Genomic DNA, 19,592 nt, shown 5'->3' with positions numbered 1-19,592 from the left:
TCAACGTTCTTCTATTGGGCGGCGGCCTTAAGCCACCGTGGGATAATTCCGGAGTGCCGCATTGACTCACGGTCCGGCATGGATACGCAACGAGCCACACCAAGCTGGCATCAGACCAACCGGTGGAGAGAGGAAGAGGGTTGCGTTACATGGGTCTTCTCACCTGAGCCAAAGCAAAATTGCGCGACATTATACCCGCGCGAGTGAAAAATACCCAGCCCGGCTTTGCAGACGAGCAGGGCGGCCTGCGCGCCCTACTCGGCCCGCATCACCTGGTTGCGGCCCGCCTGCTTGGCCCGGTACATGGCCTCGTCGGCCCGCTGCACCAGATCGCCGAAGCTCTCGTCGAGGGGGCTGTACTGGGCACAGCCGATGCTGACGTGCACCGGCTGCCCCTCCGGCATCCCGTCGATGCGCAGCTGGGCGACCCGATGGCGGATCCGCTCCGCCACCTCGACCGCCTCGTCGAGGCAGGTGTCGGGCAGCAGCACCAGAAACTCCTCGCCACCGTTGCGCCCCACCCGATCGAGGGAGCGCAGCTGGGCGGCGACACAGCTCGCCACCTCGGCCAGCACCTTGTCCCCCATGTGGTGGCCCAGGGTGTCGTTGACCTGCTTGAAGTGATCGATGTCGAGCTGCAGCACCGACAAGGTCCGGCCATGCTCTCGCGCCTGCTTGAACCAGGCCTGCCCCTTGGCCTGGATCTGGCGGCGATTGTGCAGCCCGGTCAGGTCGTCGGTCATGGCGAGCCGGCGCATCTTGCGGGAGCGGTTGAACTGATGCAGCGCCAGCATGCCCATCACCACCAGCAACAGAATGACCACTGCATATTGCCAGTGGCGCCGCTCCTGCAGCTGCTTGAGCTTGGCCTCCTGCAGCAGCTGCTTGGTCTTGAGGGCCTGGTTCTCCAGCTCCTTGCGGGCCAGGTCGAACTCGAAGCGCATCTGCAACGAGCGCTGCTCCCTGAGTACCCGCTCCAGAGAGTGCTTGGTCTCGACGTACTTTTTGAGGCTGGCCAGTGCCCCGTTGATCTGGCCCTGCTGCTCCAGGATCCGGGCCCGCACCTCGTAGACCCGTGCCAGGAAGCGCTGGTTATTCTCCTTGACGAAGATGGGCTCGGCCTGCGCCAGGTAGTAGAGCGCCTTGGTCGGGTTGCTCTGCGCCGCCTTCGCCATCCCCATCACCAGTTGCCAGTGGCCCAGGGTCACGCTGTCGGAGCTCTCGCCACCACGCAGGATGGCATCTGCCTGCTGCAACTTGCCCACCGCCTCGGCCACCTTGTTCTGGTTGAGCAGGATGGTGGCGATCTCGATCTGGATCCAGGCCAGCTGCCCCTCCTTCTGCTGGGAGCGGTAGAGCTGCTCGGCCTGGATCATCAGCGGCAGAGCCCGTTCATACTCCCCCATCTCGGCATAGAGCAGCCCCTGCTGGGAGCGGATGTCCACCAGCCGCTCCTGATCCCCCAGGTTGCCGTAGTCGTGCTCCAGCTCCTTGAAGTAGCCCTCGGCCCGCTCGTAGAGCCCCATTCGCCGGTAGGCGTTGGCGATCTGGGCCAGCACCTCCCGCGCCTTGCCGTCCTGCTCGAGCGACTCGAAGCGCTTGTGCGCCTCGATAAGCTCCATCAGCCCCTCCGCCAGCTCCCCCTGATAGGCGTACATGTCGCCGCGAAAGCTGAGGATGTCGGCCTCCTGCAGCCGATCGCCGAGCCGGCGGGCCAGCACCAGCGCCTGCTGATAGTCGGCCTTGGCCTGGTCCATGTTGCCGAGCAGCTGCTGGTGAAAACCACGACAGGTGAGCAGGCCGGTCTCGGTGATCCTGTCCTTGCGGGCCCGGGCGATAGCCAACTCCTGATCGGCAAAGGCCACCACGGCGCGATACTCGCTGTCCCACTCGGCGGGCATGGCCCAGCACTGCAGGCGCACGATGCGCCCCTGCACATCGAGGGGATACTCTTCCTTGCTCGCCACCAGCGCGGCGATGCGCAGCCGGAATATGCGGTCGGGCTGGAAGCCCTCTTCCAGCAGTTGCAGCTCGCGGGAGAGCTGGGGTTCGGTCAGCGGCGCCCGGGCCGCCCAGGCGAGGGGCGTGCACAATCCCGTCAGCAGGATCAGGGTCATGATGCGTTTCATGCCGGTTCGGTTTCCCCTCTGGTGGTGCAGCTAGGCAGGTGTGTTCACTATGACCATCATATCCTGCCTTGTTCAAGCACACAGCCATCTGGGAGAAAGAGAGAAAATCAGCCAGATCTGGCTGGCTCTCACACTGACTCCTCGTGCCTCTTTACAGATGGAAAATCAGCATCGACTATAAGCGCCATCCACTACAGGGAAGCGCGGGTTGATGACATACCAGGAGCTGCAGGCGGCCTACGACAAGCTGCTGCAGGAGAACGAACGGCTCAAGCGGGTCGCCGACGATGCGCGGGAGAAACTGGAAGCCGCCATGGACGGCACCGGCCTGTGCATCTGGCAGAACCATGTGCCCACCGGCAAGCTCATTATCTTCAACCGCCGCTGGGGCGCCATGCTCGGCTACCAGCCCAAGGAGCTGTCGGCCCACTTCGACGTCTGGCGCGAGCACCTGCACCCGGAAGACAGGGAGCGGGTGCTGCAGGCCTTCTTCGATCACCTGAGCGGCAAGAGCCCGTTTTATCAGGTGATGCACCGGATGATCGCCAAGGACGGCAAGACCACCTGGGTGCTGGACCGGGGCCGGGTGGTGGAGCGGGACGCACAGGGCAACCCCATCCGGGTGATGGGCACCCACATCGACATTACCCACGAGAAGGAGTACGAGCAGCAGCTGGCCCAGCTGGCCCACCGGGATCCCCTCACCGGTCTGCTCAACCGCACCGCACTGCAGCGCCAGTTCCCGCAGGAGTACCAGGCGATCTGCTTCATCGATCTCGACGACTTCAAGCAGGTCAACGACAACCTGGGCCACCGCGCCGGCGACGAGCTGCTGATCGCCCTCACCCGCCGGCTGCGCGACTGCTGCGAGGAGGGGGTGAAGATAGGCCGGCTCGGCGGCGACGAATTCGTGCTGCTGCTGCCCTGGACCTGCGACGATCCCCGCACCAGCCACCTGGCCCGCCAGTGCATCAATGCCATCTCCACCCCGTTCGAGCTGCCCAACGGCGACGCCTCGGTGGGATTGAGCATGGGGATTGCGGCGATCCGGCCACAGGATGATTTCAGCACGGCGCTGGCCCGCGCCGATCAGGCCATGTATCGGGTCAAGCGCAGCGGCAAGCGGGGTTTTTACGTCTCCCAGCCAAGCGGCCAGCCGCTGCTGGATCAGGAGCAGGTCAACGAACGGGGACTCGGCCACCAGCCTCGCTGCTGACGACCAGGCTCAGCTGCGCTGCCAGCGCCGCAGCAGGCGCCCGCGCAGGCCGCAATCGAGCAACCAGCTGTTGTCGAACACCCGCAGCAGCGCCGGTTTGGCGTGGCGGGACATGGCCACCGCGTGAAAGCGGGTCTGCTGCTTGCGCTGGCGATTCATCCGATCCAGCAGGCTGTGAGGCAGGCTCTGGGCGATGAAGTCGGAGATCACCAGCACGTCCGCCTTGGCAAAGGCGGGGTCATCCAGCTTGATCAGGGCCTTCTCGAGGCAGGGCACCAGATCAGTGCCGCCGTGAAAACTCATGGAGAGGAAACGCTCCGCCTTGTCGAGCCCGGTGTCGGCGGTGATCTCCAGGGTCGCCACCTCGGTGGAGAAGAGCATCAGGTAGCAGCCCCGCTTCTCGTCCATCGCCACCTTGAGCAGCGCCAGAAACAACGCCTTGGCGCACTCCTCCGGGTATCCCCCCATGGAGCCCGAGGTGTCGATGCAGACGATGAAGGGCCCCCGTTGCTGCAGCTGGCGTCCGCCGAGTTCCGGGGTGCGCAGCATGATGCGCTGGCGCGGCAGGGTGCCACGCGACTGGTAGCTGAGCAGGCGCCGCTCCAGATAGCGGCGGTAGAACTCCAGTTCCAGCTCCGGCAGCGCCAGCATCACCGCCTCGCTCGGCAACAGTCGCATCAGATCGCTGGCCGGGTGAATGCCCACCAGATCGTCCGGCACGTCGTCGGTCTGCACCTCCTCCAGCTCATGCACCTGCACCGGCGGCACCGGCGAATCGTTGGCCCGGTTGTCCTGCTCGCTGCGCCCCAGCAGGTTGGCGATCTCCGCCAGCAGCGGCTCGCGCTGCAGCATGCGGGCGTACTGCTTGACCAGCACCAGGCTGCGCTTGTGCCAGCTGCCTTGCGCCAGATCCCACAGCCCGCCAGCGGAGATCTGGTTGGGATCGAGCGCATCGGCCAGGGTACGGCTCGCCAGCAGCTGATCTTCTATCTCCTGGCGCTGCTTCTCCCGCTCCGCCTCGGCGATCTGCTGCTGCAGCTGCAGCAGGCTGCCCACCAGGCTGGTGCGCCACTTCTCGATCAGCAGCTGGCGCTGGCTGTCGGTGGGGTGGGCCATCAGCTGGCGCACCAGGCTGCGCGCCTCGCCGGCGAAGGGACTGTACTGTTCCAGCCCGTCCAGCAGGGCCGGCAGACGCCCCATCAGCTCGGCCAGCGGCAACCCCTTGTGGGCCTGATAGAGGCGATACTCCTGCTCCAGCGCCACCGGCACCGGCTTGTGGCGCATCTCCTCCCCCAGCTGTTCGCTCCAGCGGCGGATGCGCTTTTGCAACAATTTGCCCTGCAGCGGGGAGCGCTTGATGAACTCGGAGATCTTGGGAGTGGAGGCCAACAGCAGTGCCATCTCGCCCGCCAGCTCCCCCTCGCCGATAAGCAGCCCCAGATCCATCATGCCGATCTCAAGCATGGCGACCTCCGCCGACCGGGCTCACCACAGTCCCTTTCGCGCTCGCCATGGTTCAGGCGTCCAGCTGCGGCAGCCGGTCGTGCCAGTGGCTGAGGTCGGTGCGCAGCTGGTCCAGATCCCGGTTCAGCACGAAGAAGCTGTCCTCCACCTGCTGCAGCCAGTGGCGGCCGATGAAGAGGTGCTGCTGATGGCGCTCGAACAGGTTGCGCTGGCGCTTGAGCTCCTGCGCCAGCACGCCGGCTTCTGCCAGCAGCCCGGTCAGGGCGGCCTGCCAGGGGGCGATCACCACCTCGGGGATGGGGTTGCGCTCCACCAGCACCAGGGGGATCTGCTGGCGCTGCAAGTCCAGCACGTGCAGCCGCAGTTCGTCGTCCAGCACCAGCTCGTAGTGGCCCTCCTTGGGGTTGCCGAGCGGCCAGCCCACCAGCGCCTCGCCGGTGGGATGCCAGTGGGAGAGCAGGGTGCGGTCGAACACCAGCGTCTCCACCAGCCGCTCCGGATCGTCGCCATCCAGCGCCGCCGGGGTGAGCAGGTGGAAGTGCGCCAGCTTGCCGAACGGGCGGGCGTTGGCCAGCGGGATCTGGATGCCGCGGGCGCGGCGTCCGAACCACTGCTGGCGCTTTCTGGCCTTGCAACACAGGCGCTGGGCCACGCTCTGTTTGAGCTGCTTGAACTGCTCCCGTAGCCCCATCAGCTGACGAGTCATGGCCAGCTGCTGATAGCCGTAGAGACGGGAGAACTCGGTCATCATCTCCAGCAGGGCGGTGCGCGAGGCCTCGTCATGCCAGAGGCAATCCTTGAACAGCAGCAGATCGAGCGGGGCCACCTCGTCGCGGCCGTTGAAAAAGGCGCTCGCCTTGATGAGCCTGACGGCCTTCTTCCAGCGCCGATCCGACACGTAGCAGCTGTGGGCCAGCTGGCTGTCGAGCTGCTGGCGCAGCTGATAGATGAGCTCGAAGCAGTCGTCCGGCAACCGGATCCGGTCGATCTGCTCCTGCCACTCCAGGTACTCCTCGCCGTGGATCTGCACCGAGGGCGGCAGATTCTGGTGGGACTGACCGTCGCTGGCCAGCATGGCCTGGAAGTTGGCCTTCTCCTGCACCCGGTCCATCCAGATCCGCACCAGCATCCGGTCGTAGAGCGCTTCCAACCCGCTGTCGGGGGCCGGTAGCTCGTTGGAGGCGGTCACCAGCAGCCGCATGGGGATGGGGTGCTGGCTGTCGCCGTTGCGAAACTGCCGCTCGTTGATGGCGGTGAGCAGGGTGTTGAGGATGGCGGGGCCCGCCTTCCAGATCTCGTCGAGGAACACCACCTCGGCCTCCGGCAGGTAGCCGGCGGTGAGCCGCAGATACTTGCCATCCTCCTTCAGCGCCTGAATGGAGAGCGGGCCGAACACCTCCTCCGGCGTGCTGAAGCGGGTCATCAGGTATTCGAAGTGGCGGGCATCGAAGAAGGCCAGCTTGAGGCGCCGCGCGATCAGGCTCTTGGCGATGCCGGGCGGGCCCAGCAGGAACACGCTCTCGCCGCACAGGGCCGCCAGCAGGCCGAGCCGCAGGGCATCCTGGCGCTCGTAGAGCCCCTCGCCGAGGGCCGACAGCAGGCGTGGCAGGCGCTCGTGAATGGGGGCGAGACGAAGATTCTGTGATGCTAAAGGTGGCATAGGCACACTTCCGATACTGGGGTTGTCTGGAACCGGCACACCCGCGACGCGATCGAAGGTTCCCTGTCCTGCTTGTTGGATTGTCGGGAGGCCGCCTGTGGCTCGCTCCAGCCGGTTGCCGAGCGCCGGGCCGCCTCACCTGGCTAAAACATACCGCAAAAGATGCAGCAAAACGCGTTCGAGTGTACCCTGCGCAGAGCTTTTTTCATCAATGCAGATCAAGACTGAGTCATCGCCCATGCAAGATCCAGTGCAGCTGACCACGTCGCGGGAGCCCGCCCCCGCGCAACCTGACCAGGCATCCGGTCGCCTGCGGCAACACCTGCTGGCCCGGATGGGCATTCCGAGCTGGCAACTGCGCCGGCCAGCCCTGCTGGCGGGCCATCAGGTTGCGCCCACGCCGGCCAATGAGATCCCGGCAAGCGAGCAGGCGGCTGCCCCCGCCTCGGCCGTGCCGAGCGAGCCACCAAGCGGCAAGCTCTGGATCCTGGCGAGCCGGCTGCCCGCCCCCAGCCTGCTGGCGGATCTCTGCCAGCTGCTCGGCATCGGCAGCGACGAGGTCAGCCTGCTAAGCAGCCTGCCCGTTGGCCACACTCCGCCCCTGCTCTGGCTGGAGGCGGCCGATCCCGCTTGGCCAGAGGCCCTGATCTGCCCGCTCGCGCCCAGCCCGGCCCAGAAACGGGCGCTGTGGCAGCAGCTCAAGGGGCGCCTCGGCTGAGTGCCAGGCCCCACCCTCTCTTCGTTCAGCCGCCCCGACCCGGAGCCATCATGGTGCAATTTCGTCCCCTGCTCGAGACCGACTTCGAGCTCATCTACCCCATTGAACAGGCTGCCCACAAGGAGCCCTGGAGCCAGGCCAACCTGCTCTCCTGCTTCGGGCCGCGCTACCTCAACGGTCTGCTGCTGGTCGACAGCCAGCCGGCCGGTTTCTACATCTCGGATCTGGTGGCGGGTGACAGCTCGCTGATGAACATCTGCGTGCACCCCGACTTTCAGGGCAAGGGGCTGGGGCGGGCGCTGCTCAGGGAGTACCTCACCCGCAGCAAGGCCAACAAGGCCGAGGCCTGGTTCCTCGAAGTGCGGGCCGGCAACAGCACCGCCATCAGCCTCTACGAGAGCGAAGGGTTTGCCGAGTACTGCCGGCGCGCCGACTACTATGGCACCGGCCAGGATCGGGAAGATGCCGTGCTGATGTCCCGCCTGTTCGACTTCGGCTAAGCCGCCGCGCTACATCTGCAGCACTACAGCAGCGGTGCGTTGTCGAGGGCCGGATCCTGCAGGCTCTGAGTGGTGTGCAGCACCGCCTCGAACCCGGCGGCAGAGAGCGGCATGAAGAAACCGCGCTGCCAGGTCACCCCGGGCATCCAGATCTGCTGGATATCCACCACTATCTTGATGGGCTTGAGCGGCTCGTCCGGCTGCTGCACATAGATGCCTGGCGGCGTTGCCACCTGCGGAAAGCGGCGCAGAATGTGCTCGCTGCCATCCCCCGCATCCGGGTTGAGGCGCACCTTCACCAGCCGGGCCAGCACCGGGGCCATCTCCTCTGATTGCCACAGGCTGGTATCCAGCAGCTTGCAGCGCCGGCATTTGGCGCGCTCGATCACGTAGAGCAGCGGATAACCCTTTTGCAGGGCCAGCTGCTGCGCCTGCGCGTAACCCTCGGCGCCGCTCAGCCAGGGGTTGTCCTCCTCACTCCCTGAGCCTCCCAGCGTAAACCAGAGCCCGCCGGCTCCCGCCAATAACAGCAATACCCCGGTCACCACCCCCTTGATACCGACACTCATTGTTCACCCTCCCTGAATGGCTCCACATGTCAGCCCCCATCATGCCTCAAGCTCACCCTAATTGACGACTTTGTGATCCAAGACAAACGGCGAACACTTGTAAGCTGTAATCTTAGAGTTTAAACTCCAGCGCGATTTTCAGTGCCCCTTAGGGCGTACAACTGTTACTTGAGGATGTCTGACTGATGCCGAAACACCACCTGGTTCGACTGATGCGGGAGCGTATCGCCCGGCTTGGCAACAAGGCCGCCCTGCGCGTACAACAGGATGGCCAGTGGCGTGCCATCGGCTGGCGTACTCTGGGACAGGCCATGGACTACTGTGCCCAGGCGCTGATCCGCGCCGGCCACCAGCCCACCGAGATGGTCGGCATCTATGCCCGCAACATGCCGGAGTGGACCCAGGCCGATCTCGGCATCCTGGCCGCCCGCGGCGTCAGCGTCCCCATCTACCCCACCAGCACCCTGGATCAGCTGCGCTACATCGTCAAAGACGCCGGCATCAAGGTGCTGTTCGTCGGCGAACAGCCTCAGTTCGACCAGGCGCTGCAACTCATTGAAAGCGGCGAGATTCGCCAGCTGGTCGCCCTCGACGGCAGCGTCAACCTGCGCGGCTGCCCGCAGGCGAGCCACTTCCAGACGTTTCTGGTCTCCGGCAATCACCAGCCCAGCGAACAGGCACTGCGCGAGCGCGAGAGCCAGTACCGGATGGACGACCTGCTGACCCTGATCTACACCTCGGGCACCACGGGTGAGCCCAAGGGGGTCATGCTCGATTTCGCCAACATCGCCGCCTGCTTCGAGATGCACAACAGCCGTCTCGATCTGAACGAGCAGGATGTGTCGCTCTGCATGCTGCCGCTCAGCCACGTGTTCGAGCGGGCCTGGAGCTACTACGTGCTCTATTGCGGCGCCGAGAACGTCTACATCCGCGATCCGCAGAAGGTGATGGATGTCATCGGCGAGGTGCAGCCGACCGTGATGTGCGCCGTACCGCGCCTCTACGAGAAAGCCTACGCCATGATCCAGGCCAGGGTGGCCCAGGCGCCGCGTCTGCGCCAGGCCCTGTTCGGCTGGGCCACCAAAGTGGGTAAGCAGATGGTCGCCACCCGCCAGGCGGGCAAAACCGCCTCGCCGCTGCTCTACGGCCAGCTCTGGCTCGCCGAGCGGCTGGTATTTCGCAAGCTGCGCGCCCGCTTTGGCGGCCGCACCCGCTTCCTGCCGGTGGCCGGCGCCCGCCTCGCCGACGAGGTGAACTTCTTCTTCCAGGCCATGGGGCTCAATCTCAAGTACGGCTACGGCATGACCGAGACCACCGCCACCGTCTGCTGCTACGAAGACAGCCAGTTCAAGCTGGGCTCCATCGGCACGGCGCTCTGCGGCATCGAGGTGAAACTGGGTGAGAACAACGAGCTGCTGGTGCGCTCCCCGACCGTGATGCGCGGCTACTACAACAAGCCGGAAGCGACCGCCGAGGTGATGACCGAGGATGGTTTCCTGCGTACCGGCGATGCGGGTGAGCTCGACAGCGAAGGCAACATCTACTTCACCGAGCGCCTCAAGGAGCTGATGAAGACTTCCAACGGCAAGTACGTGGCCCCGCAACTGGTGGAAGGCACCATCGGCAAGGATCGCTTCATCGAGCAGATCGCCATTGTCGCCGATGCTCGCCACTTCGTCTCGGCGCTGATCGTGCCCTGCTTCGAGTCGCTGGAAGAGTACGCCCGCTCCATCAACCTGCAGTACCAATGCAAGACCGAGCTGCTGCGCCACTCCAAGGTGGTGGAGTTCTTCGAGGCGCGCATTCAAGATCTGCAAAAAGAGCTGGCCAAGTTCGAGCAGGTGAAGAAGTTCACCCTGCTGCCGAGCGCCTTCTCCATGGAGCTGGGGGAGCTGACCCCCACCATGAAGCTGCGTCGCAAGATCATCGAGTCCAAGTACCAGAGCGAGATCGAGGCCATGTATAACCATGTCTGAGTACAACCACGTCTAAGACCGCTCGGGTTCAGGGAAATAAAAAAGCCGCTTCAAGAGCGGCTTTTTGCTGTTTGTCCGTTGCTTACGGCAGCTTGACCAGCGGCTGGTCACGCAGTTCGGTGGGACGACCGGCCTGGATCTGTTCCACTCTGGCCAGAGCCTGCTTCACCTCGTCGGCATTCTGCAGCAGGCGGTAGGTCAGATCGAAGGTCTTGGTCTCCCCCGGCTGAATTTTGGGGACCAACCCCAGCGGGCGCTGGTACTTGGTGCTGTAGGCATAGCTGGTGCCGGGTTCGATGCCGGTCACATAGCCCTGAGCCCGGGTGTCGGTGTTCTTCCACAGGGTCAGCACCGGCAACTGCCTGGTGTTGTAACCCACCGCCACCCCGGCGCTGCCTGCCCGGTTGTTCAGCACCGCCAGGGTGTTGCCCTCGGCGTCGCTGTAGGGCACCAGGTTGAACACCATCTCGTCGAAACCCTTGGTCGGCCCCAGATAGGTTTGCCAGCTCTTCAGCCCCCCCTTGGCGTAGTCGTTGAACGGGGAGATTTGCTTCACCGGGGTGCTGACTCGCGCGCCCTCCTCCAGAATGGGAGCCCCGAAGTTGCCGTGGTAGATGATCTGGTACTCGTTCTCGTAGTCGGCGTGATTGGTCAGCTTGTCCTGCAGGGCAAACTCCGCCTGACCCGGCACCACGCTGAGCTGGGTCCAGGTGACCAGCTCGCTCATCTTGAAGGTGCGCTCATCCACCCGGCCCAGCACGTGAATGGCGTAGGGTGGCTCCTCGTCTATGGTCACGCTGACCACGGAGGCCGGAATGTTCTGCACCCGGCCATGCAGACTCTTGAGGCGGCCGTCGTCATCCACGCCCGGGTGACCGGTCCACTCGTAGCCACAGCGCACCAGCATCTCGTTGAAGCCATCGAGCCAGCCGAGCCCGGCGCGGCTCTCCAGATCGATGAAGGCCGGATTGACCACCTCCTTGACCGGCGAATCCCAGCCGAGACGCAGATCGGCGGCTCTGACCTCCTTGATCCCCATGCCACGGGTCGGGATCAGAGTTATCTTCATCACCCCGTTGTCGACAATCAGCAGGTCCACCCCCTCCTGACGCCCACCATGCAGCCGTTTCTTCTCGATGCTGAACGGTGCCGGACTCTTGATCCCCAGCTTGTCGCTAGTGATCTTCCAGTCCCCCACATCCAGCCCCTGCTGGGAATCGGTCAGCAGGAATTCGGCAGCCTGGCCCGAGCTGGCGCCCAGCGCGAACAGTACGGCAATGGAAAGTCTCTTCAACATGGATTTATCCTCATGTCTCTTGTTTTTGTTTAAGCTGAATCGTTTCAGTTTTCGAGAAATTAGGCGGCAAGCCCATCAGACTCAAGCTGCAAAAGAGGAAAATGTGAGCCGATTGACAATAAAACCGCCCATCACGCTGCTGAAGTGAAGGCTGACTCACAGTTATTTTCGGGCCCGTGACGGGCCGGCGCCCACTGGAGACCGCCCATAAAAAAGCCGCTCCGAAGAGCGGCTTGCAGCAGAAGTGGATCCCGTCAGGCCGGGGTCTTGCTGGTCCCGAAGTAGTCGGCCAGGAAGTCGTCGAACGACAGGCTGTCGCTACGCTCGCGTTCCCGCTGCTTGGCCAGCGAGTCGCGGGCCTCACCGGCAAAATAGGCTTCATCCCAGTACTGCAGCTCACCGGCCAGCATCTCTTCCCGGTAGCGACTCGCCAGCTCGTCACCGAAGCAGCCGTTGTCCTGGCCGCTCTCCAGCAACTGCTTGAGCAGGCGGGCGGAGTAGGTGAGATCGGGGTTGAGCAGCTTCTCGCGGTGCATCGCCAAGGTCTCGCGGTAGCGGTTGCGACCGCAGCATCGATCCAGCAGCGCGGCGACCTCGGCCAGCTCGTCGAACAGCTTGAGGCCGTACTCCTTGAGGCCGATGGCATGGCCCTGCTCGTCTTCCAGCTCAAGACCGGGACGACGCCCTTCCAGCACCACCTTGGTCTGGTTGCGGCGATTGCGGGCAATCTCCTCGTCGCCCAGCACCGGGGACGGGCGCAGCAGACACCAGACCAGGAACAGGTCGAAGAAGCGGATCTGATCCACCTCGATGCCGTACGGGGTAAAGGGGTTCACGTCCACGGTGCGCAGCTCGATGTATTCGATGCCGCGCTGCTCCAGCGCGTCCGACGGCTTCTCGCCGCTGCGCGGGGTACGCTTGGGCCGGATCGGGGCGTACAGCTCGTTCTCCAGCTGCAGCACATTGTCGTTGAGCTGGCGGTATTCACCGTTCACCTTGACGCCGATCTTGGCGAAGTCGGGATCATGAGTGTTGATGGCGCGACGCAGGCTGCTCACATAGGCCGGCAGGCTGTCGTGGCTGATCTTGAGCCCCGCCTGGGCGCTGTTGGTGTAGCCCAGATCCGACAGCCGCAGCGCGGTGGCATAGGGCAGGTAGAGGGTGCCCTTGCCGGTCTTCTGGAACGGCAGATTGCTCTTGCGCCCCTTCAGGAAGGAGTCGCAGATGGCCGGCGAGGCGCCGAACAGATAGGGCACCAGCCAGCCGAAGCGGTAGACGTTGCGAATCAGCCCCATGTACTTGTCGGAGATGAAGCGCTGGCTGCAGCACCCCTCGCACACCAGCTCCTGCCACTCGCACCAGAAGCTGTCCGGCATGGAGAAGTTGAAGTGCACCCCGGCGATCACCTGCATCAGGCTGCCGTAGCGGTTCTTCAACCCCTGCCGGTAGAGGGTCTTCATCCGGCCGATGTTGGAGCTGCCGTACTGGGCCAGCCGGATGTTCTCCTCGTCGCCGACGAAGCAGGGCATGGAGAGCGGCCAGATCCGCTCATCACCGAGATGGTGAATGGTGTGACGGTGAATGTCGCCAAGCTGTTCCATCAGGCTGTCGATGGAGTCGGTGGCCGGCGTGATGAACTCCAGCAGGCTCTCCGAGTAGTCGGTGGTGATGTTGGCATGGGTCAGCGCCGAGCCCAGACTGCGGGGGTGATCGGTCTGGGCCAGGGTTCCTTCCGGGGTGATGCGCAGACATTCACGTTCGATCCCGCGCCGGATCCCCTTGAGGGCGGTCAGCCGTTCCGGCGAACCCAGGGCGGTCAACAACTCGGTGAGTGACAAGCTTGTCGTAGTCATATTCACGGCTCATGTGTGGCCGCCCCACAGGGGGGCGGCACTCTTTATTATGTAGCGCCCTCAGGGCAGCTGCAGCGGATAGATGGGAAGATGAAGCTCCTTCAAGGGTTTTTCAAGCTTTTGCTTGTCCCCCACCACCACAATCACCATCTCGGCCGGGTCAAGCCAGCGTGCCGCACTGGCCTTGAGCGTCTCGGCCGACACCGTCTTGATCAGGTTGTTCTGGGCCTGCACATAGTCCGGCTTCAGGTCGTACATGATCATCTGCAGCAAGAAGCCCGCCTTCTGGCCCAGGGTCTCGTAGGAGAGGGCATCCTGCTGGGAGACGGCGCTGCGCATGTAAGCGAGTTCCACCGAGGTCGGCCCGTTCTTGCGGTAGTTGTCCATCTCCTTGAGGAACTGGCGGATGGCATCCACGGTCGCATCGGCCCGCACGTTGGCACCGGTGGCGAAGGTACCCGCCTCGCGGTTGGCGGAGAAGCCCGAGCTGGCACCATAGGTGTAGCCCTTGTCTTCGCGCAGGTTGAGGTTGATGCGACTGTTGAAGTTGCCGCCCAGGTTGAAGTTCATCAGCCCGGCGGTGAAGTAGTCACCCGTGGTATCGAACGGCATGGCACGGCGACCGATGCGGATCACCGACTGGGGCGCCCCCGGCTTGTCCACCAGATAGATGCCCGGCTTGGCCTGCTCACCTGCCGGCTTGAGGCTGCCCAGAGAGGGTTCGGCCCCCTTCCACTGGGTCAGGAAGGCAAGTTGATCCTCCACCTGGGACTGGGTCACGTCACCCACCACCACCACCTTGGCGTTGGTCGGGTTGTAGTAGTTCTGGTAGAAGCGCTTCACGTCCGCCAGGGTCAGCTTCTCGACATCGGCCAGCACGCCGTCACCCGGCTGACCGAGGCGGTTCTGCTTGCCGTAGACCAGCTCGCGGAATGCCTGACCCGCCAGCCACTCCGGCTGCTGCTCGCTCTGCTTCATCCCTTGCAGCATCTGCGCCTTGACTCGCTCGAAGTCGGCTTCGCGCATGCCGGGCCGCTCAAACACCTCACGCACCAGTGCCAGGGTCTGCGGCAGCTTGTCGGTCAGGCTGCTGATGGTGACCAGGTTGTTGTACTGGGCGCTGGAGACGCTGACGCTGGAGCCGAGCTTTTGCAGCTCGTCGCTGAGCTGGGCCTCGGTCAGGCGCACCGAGCCCTGTCCCATCATGCTGGCGGTGAGGCTGGCCAGCCCCAGTTCGCCCTTGCCCTCGGCCCGCATGCCACCCGGCAGCGCGACCATGATGGAGACCGCGGGGATTTCGTCGCTCTGGGTGCCGATGATCTCGATCCCCTTGTCGAGCTTGCCGTGCCAGATGGCCGGCACCTTGACGCTCACCGCATCGGCCGCCTTGGGCTGCACGCTGCGATCAAAATCGTCTTTCACCGGTCGCTCGGCCAGCACCTTGTCATGCTTGCTGTAATCCGGCAGCTCGCGCTTGGCCGGGGTGAAGTTGGGCTTGGCAGCCTGCCAGTCGCTCTTGCCCTTGGGCACCACGCTCAGCACCACCGCCGGCTTGTTCAGGATGAACTTGTCGTAGGCGGTCTTGACCTGCTCCGGGGTCACCTTGCCGATGGCATCCAGGCTCTTGAACACATAGTTGGGATCCTGGGCGAACACCTGGCCCATGGCGAGCTGGCTCACCTTGCCGGAGACGCTGTCCAGGCCCCAGATGGCCGAGGCGCGATAGCTGTTGATCGCCTTCTCCAGATCCTCCGGCTTGAGGCCGCGACCGGCAAACTCGCCGATCACCTTGTCCACCTCGCTCTTGAGGGTCTTCAGGCTGCCGTCCACCGCCGGGTTGGGATAGGCGTAGACGGTCAGGGTACAGGCCAGCTCCTCGCAGTAGTGGGAGGCGCCCGCATCAATAGCCTTGCCGCTCTTGACCAGCGACTGGTAGAGCATGGAGCTGGCGGAGCCGCCAAGCACGTCGGCAAACATGTCGAGCGCCGGCTCCTGCGGATCGCCAAGGGACACGGTCGGATAGCTGATGTAGAGCAGCGGCAGGTGCACCTTGTCCTCAAGCGTCACGTAACGGGTCTCGGGCAGGGTGACGGGCGCAGGAGTCGGCTCGGCCACGTCCGGGCCGCGCGGGATGGAGCCGAAATACTGCTCAATCCAGGCCAGCGCCTGCTTGGTGTCGAAGTCGCCGCCCAGGGTCAGGGTGGCATTGTTGGGGCCGTACCAGCGCAGGAAGAACTGCTTGAGGTCGTTGACGTCGACCCGATCGAGATCCTCCACATAGCCGATGGGCTGCCAGGAGTAGGGGTGGGTGCGCGGGTAGAGCGCCTCCCCCACCTTCTCGCTCACCAGGCCGTAAGGCTGGTTGTCGATGCGCTGGGCCCGCTCGTTCTTGACGGTGGCGCGCTGGATCTCGAACTTCTTCTGGCTCACCGCGTCGAGCAAGAAGCCCATGCGGTCGGCCTCCAGCCACAGCACCTTCTCCAGCTGGTTGGCCGGCACGGTCTCGTAGTAGTTGGTGCGGTCCTTGTTGGTGGTGCCGTTCATGTCACCGCCAGCTTCGTTGATGATCCGCATGTGCTCCTGATCCCCCACATGCTTGGAGCCCTGGAACATCATGTGCTCGAAGAAGTGGGCGAAACCGGACTTGCCCACCTGCTCGCGGGCCGAGCCCACGTGGTAGGTGACGTCCAGGTGCACCAAGGGATCGGATTTGTCGGGCGCCAGAATGACGGTCAGGCCGTTGTCCAGCTTGTACATCTGATAGGGAATGCCGAGCTTGCCCTCTTCCTTGACCTGTTCCGACACCAGGGTGGGTGCCGCCAGCACGGGCAGGGAGAAGCCCAGAAGCATGCTTAATGGAATGAGTTTGTTCACGGTTACCTCGTGAGTGAAGCTAGAAGATCTGCCTGGCCAGCAGAAAGACCAGGGCATAACGCAACAATTTGCCGAGCCCGATGAGAATGAGAGAGCGCCAGAAGGAGAGGCGCAGCCAGCCGGCCAGCAGACAGAGACCATCGCCGATCACCGGCGTCCAGGCCAGCAGCAGACACCAGTGGCCATGTTGTTTGAGCCAGCCGAGGGCTTTTTGTTCCCCACGGCCTTGAAAATCTTCCGGTTTTTTCTTGAAAGTGGCGAGCCAGCCGAGCCACCAGGTGGTCATGGAGCCGAGGGTGTTGCCCAGCGTCGCCCACAGCAGCAGGCTGGCCATGCTCCACTCCCCCTTGGCCGCCATGGCACCCAGCAGCACTTCCGAGCTGCCGGGCAGCAGGGTGGCGGAGGTAAAGGCGCTCAGAAACAGCCAGCCGAGCCCCAGCTCGGTGATGCCGTTCATCCGGCCAGACCGTCCGCGGCGGGCATGCGCAGCAACAGCTTGCCACGCACGTGGCCCTGCTCGATGGCTTGATGGGCCAGCGCCCCCTCGGCCAGGGCATACTCCCCGGCGACCGTGACCTGAACCTCGCCCTGGCGCAGCAGGGTCAGCATCTGGCTCAGCTGCTGACGGTCGGGGTGCACCAGCATGCCGAGCACCTCGATGGCGCTGCCGGCCGCGGCATCCTTGATCTGCTGGGCACTGATGGTGGGTACCGTCACCAGCCGGCCACCGGGCTTGACGCAGGCGAGCGCCGCCTTGCCGCTCTCGCCCCCCACCAGATCCAGCACCAGATCGACCTGACCCACCTGGGCGACCCAGTCTGCGTCATGGTAATCCACCATCCGGCGCGCCCCCAGAGCGTGCAGGAAGCTGTGGTTGTCGCGACTCGCCGTCGCCACTACCTCGGCGCCATAGGCGCTGGCAAACTGCACCGCCAGGTGGCCGACACCGCCGGCACCGGCCAGGATCAGCACCCGTTGCCCCGCCTTGAGGGCGCCGTGTTCAAACAGCCCCTGCCAGGCGGTGAGGCCCGCCAGCGGCAGCGACGCCCCTTGCCTGAGGCCAATATCCTCCAGCCTGACCAGCTCCTCCTCGCGTGCCACCACGGACTCGCCGTAGCCACCGGCCGCGAGGGGAAAGCCCACCATGCCGCACACTCGATCCCCCTCGGCCAGCGCGGTGACGCCGGGGCCGACCTTCTCCACCACCCCGGCCACGTCATAGCCCGGTGTCCAGGGCAGCTTGTCCTTGTTCTGGGCCGCCGCCCAGCCGAGGCCGGCCCGGGTCTTGGCATCGATGGGGTTGACCCCCGCAAAACAGATGCGCACCCGCACTTCGCCGTCGGCTGGCACCTTGTCCAGGGAAGGGTTGAGCCGAAGTACCGAGGGGTCGCCGAATGCGGTAATCTGTAGCTGCGTCATTGCACAATCCATCCTGTTGATTGATCAAGGGTCAACAGAATAACAGCGAGGACACCATGGCTCGAATGTTTCTTATTCCTCTGTTGCTGGCCCTGGGGTGGTGGGCGTTTCTGCTCTACTTCCGCATCCCGCTCAAACAGGGGGCCAAGGGCTTTTACTGGATCATCGGCATCGGCGGCGGGCTGGCCGCCTTCCTCAGCCTGATGATGGTGCTGACCCACTAGCACAGCCCCGCGCGGCAATAAAAAGGCCACCCTACGGTGGCCTGATGATCAACTCCCCTGCGAACTGAGATGGTAGTGACGGTTGCTGCCCTGCCCCAGCACCCCCTGCGCCAGCAGATGCTGGAACACCCGGTCCACCTCCTCCAGCGACAGTGACAGCGCCTCTGCGACCCGCCGCTTGCTGCACTTGAGCTCGCCGCTCTCCAGCGCGCTGCGCACCTGAGCCACCACCTCTGGCTCGGGTTCCGGTCTGGCCACCACGGCGGGCACCATGGCCGCCGCTTCCGCCTGGCGGGCCAGGGTCTGCTCCCTGGCCTGCTGCCACAGCCAGCTGCGGCGAAAGCGGTTCTCCTCGCCGATCAGGCTGACGAAGAAGGCGCCGAACACGTCGAGCAGCACGGAGAGGAAGCAGACCAGCAGAAACTGCACCTGGCTGATGCTCATCCCCACCCCGTCCGCCAGGCTGCTCATCAGCCCCAGCATGGAGGATTGCTCGTTGATGGGCTTGGCGTCGCGCTCCTGGCGCAGCTCGTCCTGGCGCAGCCTGAGCTTGGTGTTGGCCTGCTGCAATCCGCTGACGCCGCTGGAGATACGCGCCATCTCGATATACTTGCGGGCCGCCTCCTCGTTGAGCTGGATCTGCCGCTCTATGCTGGCGATCTGCTCATCGAAGCGGGCGATCTCCCGCTCATGGCGCGCCTGCTGGTTGAGGATGGTGTTGGTGGCGCTGTTGATGCCACCGATGCTGCCACCGATGGAGATGGCGGCCAGCACGCTGTAGAACAGCAGTGACCAGAAGGCCCCGCTCAACTCCCGCCGCGCCTTGCACTCGCCGTACTCGTACCAGACGTAGAACTTGCCCAGCTCGAAGATGATAGCCAGGCCGCCAAACAGCCACTTCATCAGGGGATTCTCGTCGATGGAGAGAAACAGCAGCAGGGAGAAGACGATGGAGGCCAGAATGGCCAGCCCGGTAAAACTGTACACCGTGGTCAAGGCGAACCACCCCTTGGGGTAGCGCAGCACGGTAGAAGCCTGTGTAGTCATGATGAAGGGGGTGCGATATGCAGGAAAAGTTGGCTGCCGATTATAGTCAGCCGAGCCACAGAATGAAGGCTAATCATTTGAATTGACTCAGATACCTTCACAAACGGACAGGCTGCGACCAGATTGGGCAAATTGTCGGCGCCTCCCCGTTGTCCACCGCTACAACCCCCGCTAGCCTAATCTCCTGCCCACCCGCGGCAAGCCGGCATGACATGCCCGCCCACTGACGTCGTGCCCAGTTCCGGCCCGGTTAAGGCGTCAGCTTCTACACTGAGACCAATCCTTCCGCACTCGAGATCATCATGCACAAATCCATACTGCTGCTCTCCCTGCTGCTCGTCCAAGCCGTGGCCATGGCGGCGCCCCCCTCCAAGAACAACGATGGCGTCAAACTCTCCACCGACGACATCAAGCTGGACATCAACTGGGATCAGAAAGAGTACGACTGGTGGCAGAGCAACTGCCTGGATCTCGGCATCGGCGACAGCCGCATTCAGCTCAACTGCGACAAGATGGACGGCAAATACCGGGACCACTACAACCGCAGCATCCACAGCGGCAACAACCCGGGCCAGGGCCACAACAAGCAGAAAGGCAACGGCAAGAAGAATTGATCGTCATCCTCGTCACCCTGACACAGGGGCCG

Annotated in this window: 16 protein-coding genes; 6 read left to right on the top strand and 10 right to left on the bottom strand. The window is 64.1% G+C overall.

What is annotated here, in order from left to right; genetic code table 11:
• Positions 1-254 precede the first annotated feature (254 nt).
• Positions 255-2,117 carry a diguanylate cyclase gene (locus AACQ43_RS17940; protein ID WP_168968088.1) on the bottom strand — a complete coding sequence of 621 codons (1,863 nt, stop codon included), beginning with the start codon at positions 2,115-2,117 and terminating at the stop codon, positions 255-257.
• 223 nt (positions 2,118-2,340) lie between these two features.
• On the opposite strand from AACQ43_RS17940, the gene AACQ43_RS17935 reads away from it, so the two are divergent.
• Positions 2,341-3,345, top strand: a complete 1,005-nt coding sequence (locus tag AACQ43_RS17935) for a sensor domain-containing diguanylate cyclase (protein WP_017409062.1) — start codon at positions 2,341-2,343, stop codon at positions 3,343-3,345.
• A gap of 9 nt (positions 3,346-3,354) precedes the next feature.
• Here the strand turns inward: AACQ43_RS17935 and viaA are convergent, their stop codons facing one another.
• Entirely contained in the window at positions 3,355-4,809 is a 1,455-nt protein-coding gene (gene viaA / locus AACQ43_RS17930; RefSeq protein ID WP_076361478.1) for an ATPase RavA stimulator ViaA, read from the bottom strand.
• A gap of 52 nt (positions 4,810-4,861) precedes the next feature.
• On the bottom strand, positions 4,862-6,469 hold the full coding sequence (locus tag AACQ43_RS17925) for an ATPase RavA domain-containing protein (protein WP_168968059.1): 1,608 nt from the start codon (positions 6,467-6,469) through the stop codon (positions 4,862-4,864).
• A gap of 238 nt (positions 6,470-6,707) precedes the next feature.
• On the opposite strand from AACQ43_RS17925, the gene AACQ43_RS17920 reads away from it, so the two are divergent.
• Together AACQ43_RS17920 and rimI are read left to right on the top strand one after the other, a co-directional pair.
• Entirely contained in the window at positions 6,708-7,187 is a 480-nt protein-coding gene (locus tag AACQ43_RS17920; RefSeq protein ID WP_168968058.1) for a DNA polymerase III subunit psi, read from the top strand.
• Positions 7,188-7,237: 50 nt separating this feature from the next.
• Positions 7,238-7,687, top strand: a complete 450-nt coding sequence (gene rimI / locus AACQ43_RS17915) for a ribosomal protein S18-alanine N-acetyltransferase (RefSeq protein WP_168968057.1) — start codon at positions 7,238-7,240, stop codon at positions 7,685-7,687.
• 23 nt (positions 7,688-7,710) lie between these two features.
• Here the strand turns inward: rimI and AACQ43_RS17910 are convergent, their stop codons facing one another.
• Positions 7,711-8,256, bottom strand: coding sequence for a hypothetical protein (locus AACQ43_RS17910; RefSeq protein ID WP_168968056.1), 546 nt, complete (start codon positions 8,254-8,256; stop codon positions 7,711-7,713).
• A 185-nt stretch (positions 8,257-8,441) separates the two neighbouring features.
• Here AACQ43_RS17910 and AACQ43_RS17905 point away from each other — a divergent pair, with 185 nt between their 5' ends.
• A complete protein-coding gene (locus tag AACQ43_RS17905; protein ID WP_076361481.1) occupies positions 8,442-10,232 on the top strand; it encodes an AMP-dependent synthetase/ligase in 1,791 nt (596 codons plus the stop codon).
• Between the two features lie 82 nt (positions 10,233-10,314).
• Here AACQ43_RS17905 and AACQ43_RS17900 read toward each other — a convergent pair whose 3' ends face one another.
• The 5 genes from AACQ43_RS17900 to AACQ43_RS17880 all read right to left on the bottom strand — a co-directional run bounded on the left by AACQ43_RS17900 (position 10,315) and on the right by AACQ43_RS17880 (position 17,675).
• A complete protein-coding gene (locus tag AACQ43_RS17900) occupies positions 10,315-11,529 on the bottom strand; it encodes an aldose 1-epimerase family protein (protein ID WP_139703267.1) in 1,215 nt (404 codons plus the stop codon).
• A 254-nt stretch (positions 11,530-11,783) separates the two neighbouring features.
• Positions 11,784-13,382, bottom strand: coding sequence for a glutamate--cysteine ligase (gene gshA, locus AACQ43_RS17895; protein WP_168968055.1), 1,599 nt, complete (start codon positions 13,380-13,382; stop codon positions 11,784-11,786).
• A 60-nt stretch (positions 13,383-13,442) separates the two neighbouring features.
• On the bottom strand, positions 13,443-16,256 hold the full coding sequence (locus tag AACQ43_RS17890) for an insulinase family protein (RefSeq protein WP_168968054.1): 2,814 nt from the start codon (positions 16,254-16,256) through the stop codon (positions 13,443-13,445).
• A gap of 19 nt (positions 16,257-16,275) precedes the next feature.
• Positions 16,276-16,713 carry a YqaA family protein gene (locus AACQ43_RS17885; RefSeq protein WP_024944550.1) on the bottom strand — a complete coding sequence of 146 codons (438 nt, stop codon included), beginning with the start codon at positions 16,711-16,713 and terminating at the stop codon, positions 16,276-16,278.
• The gene (locus AACQ43_RS17880) at positions 16,710-17,675 is read right to left on the bottom strand and encodes an NADP-dependent oxidoreductase (protein ID WP_168968053.1); all 966 of its coding nucleotides are present in this window, start codon (positions 17,673-17,675) and stop codon (positions 16,710-16,712) included. Before AACQ43_RS17880 ends, AACQ43_RS17885 begins: the two co-directional genes overlap by 4 nt.
• A 56-nt stretch (positions 17,676-17,731) precedes the next feature.
• Between AACQ43_RS17880 and AACQ43_RS17875 the strand changes: the two genes are divergently transcribed.
• Positions 17,732-17,899 (top strand): hypothetical protein, encoded by a 168-nt coding sequence (locus AACQ43_RS17875; protein WP_005308905.1) that lies wholly within the window; start codon positions 17,732-17,734, stop codon positions 17,897-17,899.
• Positions 17,900-17,947: 48 nt separating this feature from the next.
• Here the strand turns inward: AACQ43_RS17875 and AACQ43_RS17870 are convergent, their stop codons facing one another.
• Positions 17,948-18,946 (bottom strand): hypothetical protein, encoded by a 999-nt coding sequence (locus AACQ43_RS17870; RefSeq protein ID WP_039214230.1) that lies wholly within the window; start codon positions 18,944-18,946, stop codon positions 17,948-17,950.
• A 302-nt stretch (positions 18,947-19,248) separates the two neighbouring features.
• Between AACQ43_RS17870 and AACQ43_RS17865 the strand changes: the two genes are divergently transcribed.
• Positions 19,249-19,560, top strand: a complete 312-nt coding sequence (locus AACQ43_RS17865) for a hypothetical protein (protein ID WP_168968052.1) — start codon at positions 19,249-19,251, stop codon at positions 19,558-19,560.
• The last annotated feature ends 32 nt before the right edge of the window (positions 19,561-19,592 follow it).

The organism is Aeromonas sp. DNRA1, assembly GCF_963888745.1.
Classification (GTDB): domain Bacteria; phylum Pseudomonadota; class Gammaproteobacteria; order Enterobacterales; family Aeromonadaceae; genus Aeromonas; species Aeromonas hydrophila.
This window is presented reverse-complemented; position numbering and strand designations above follow the sequence as displayed.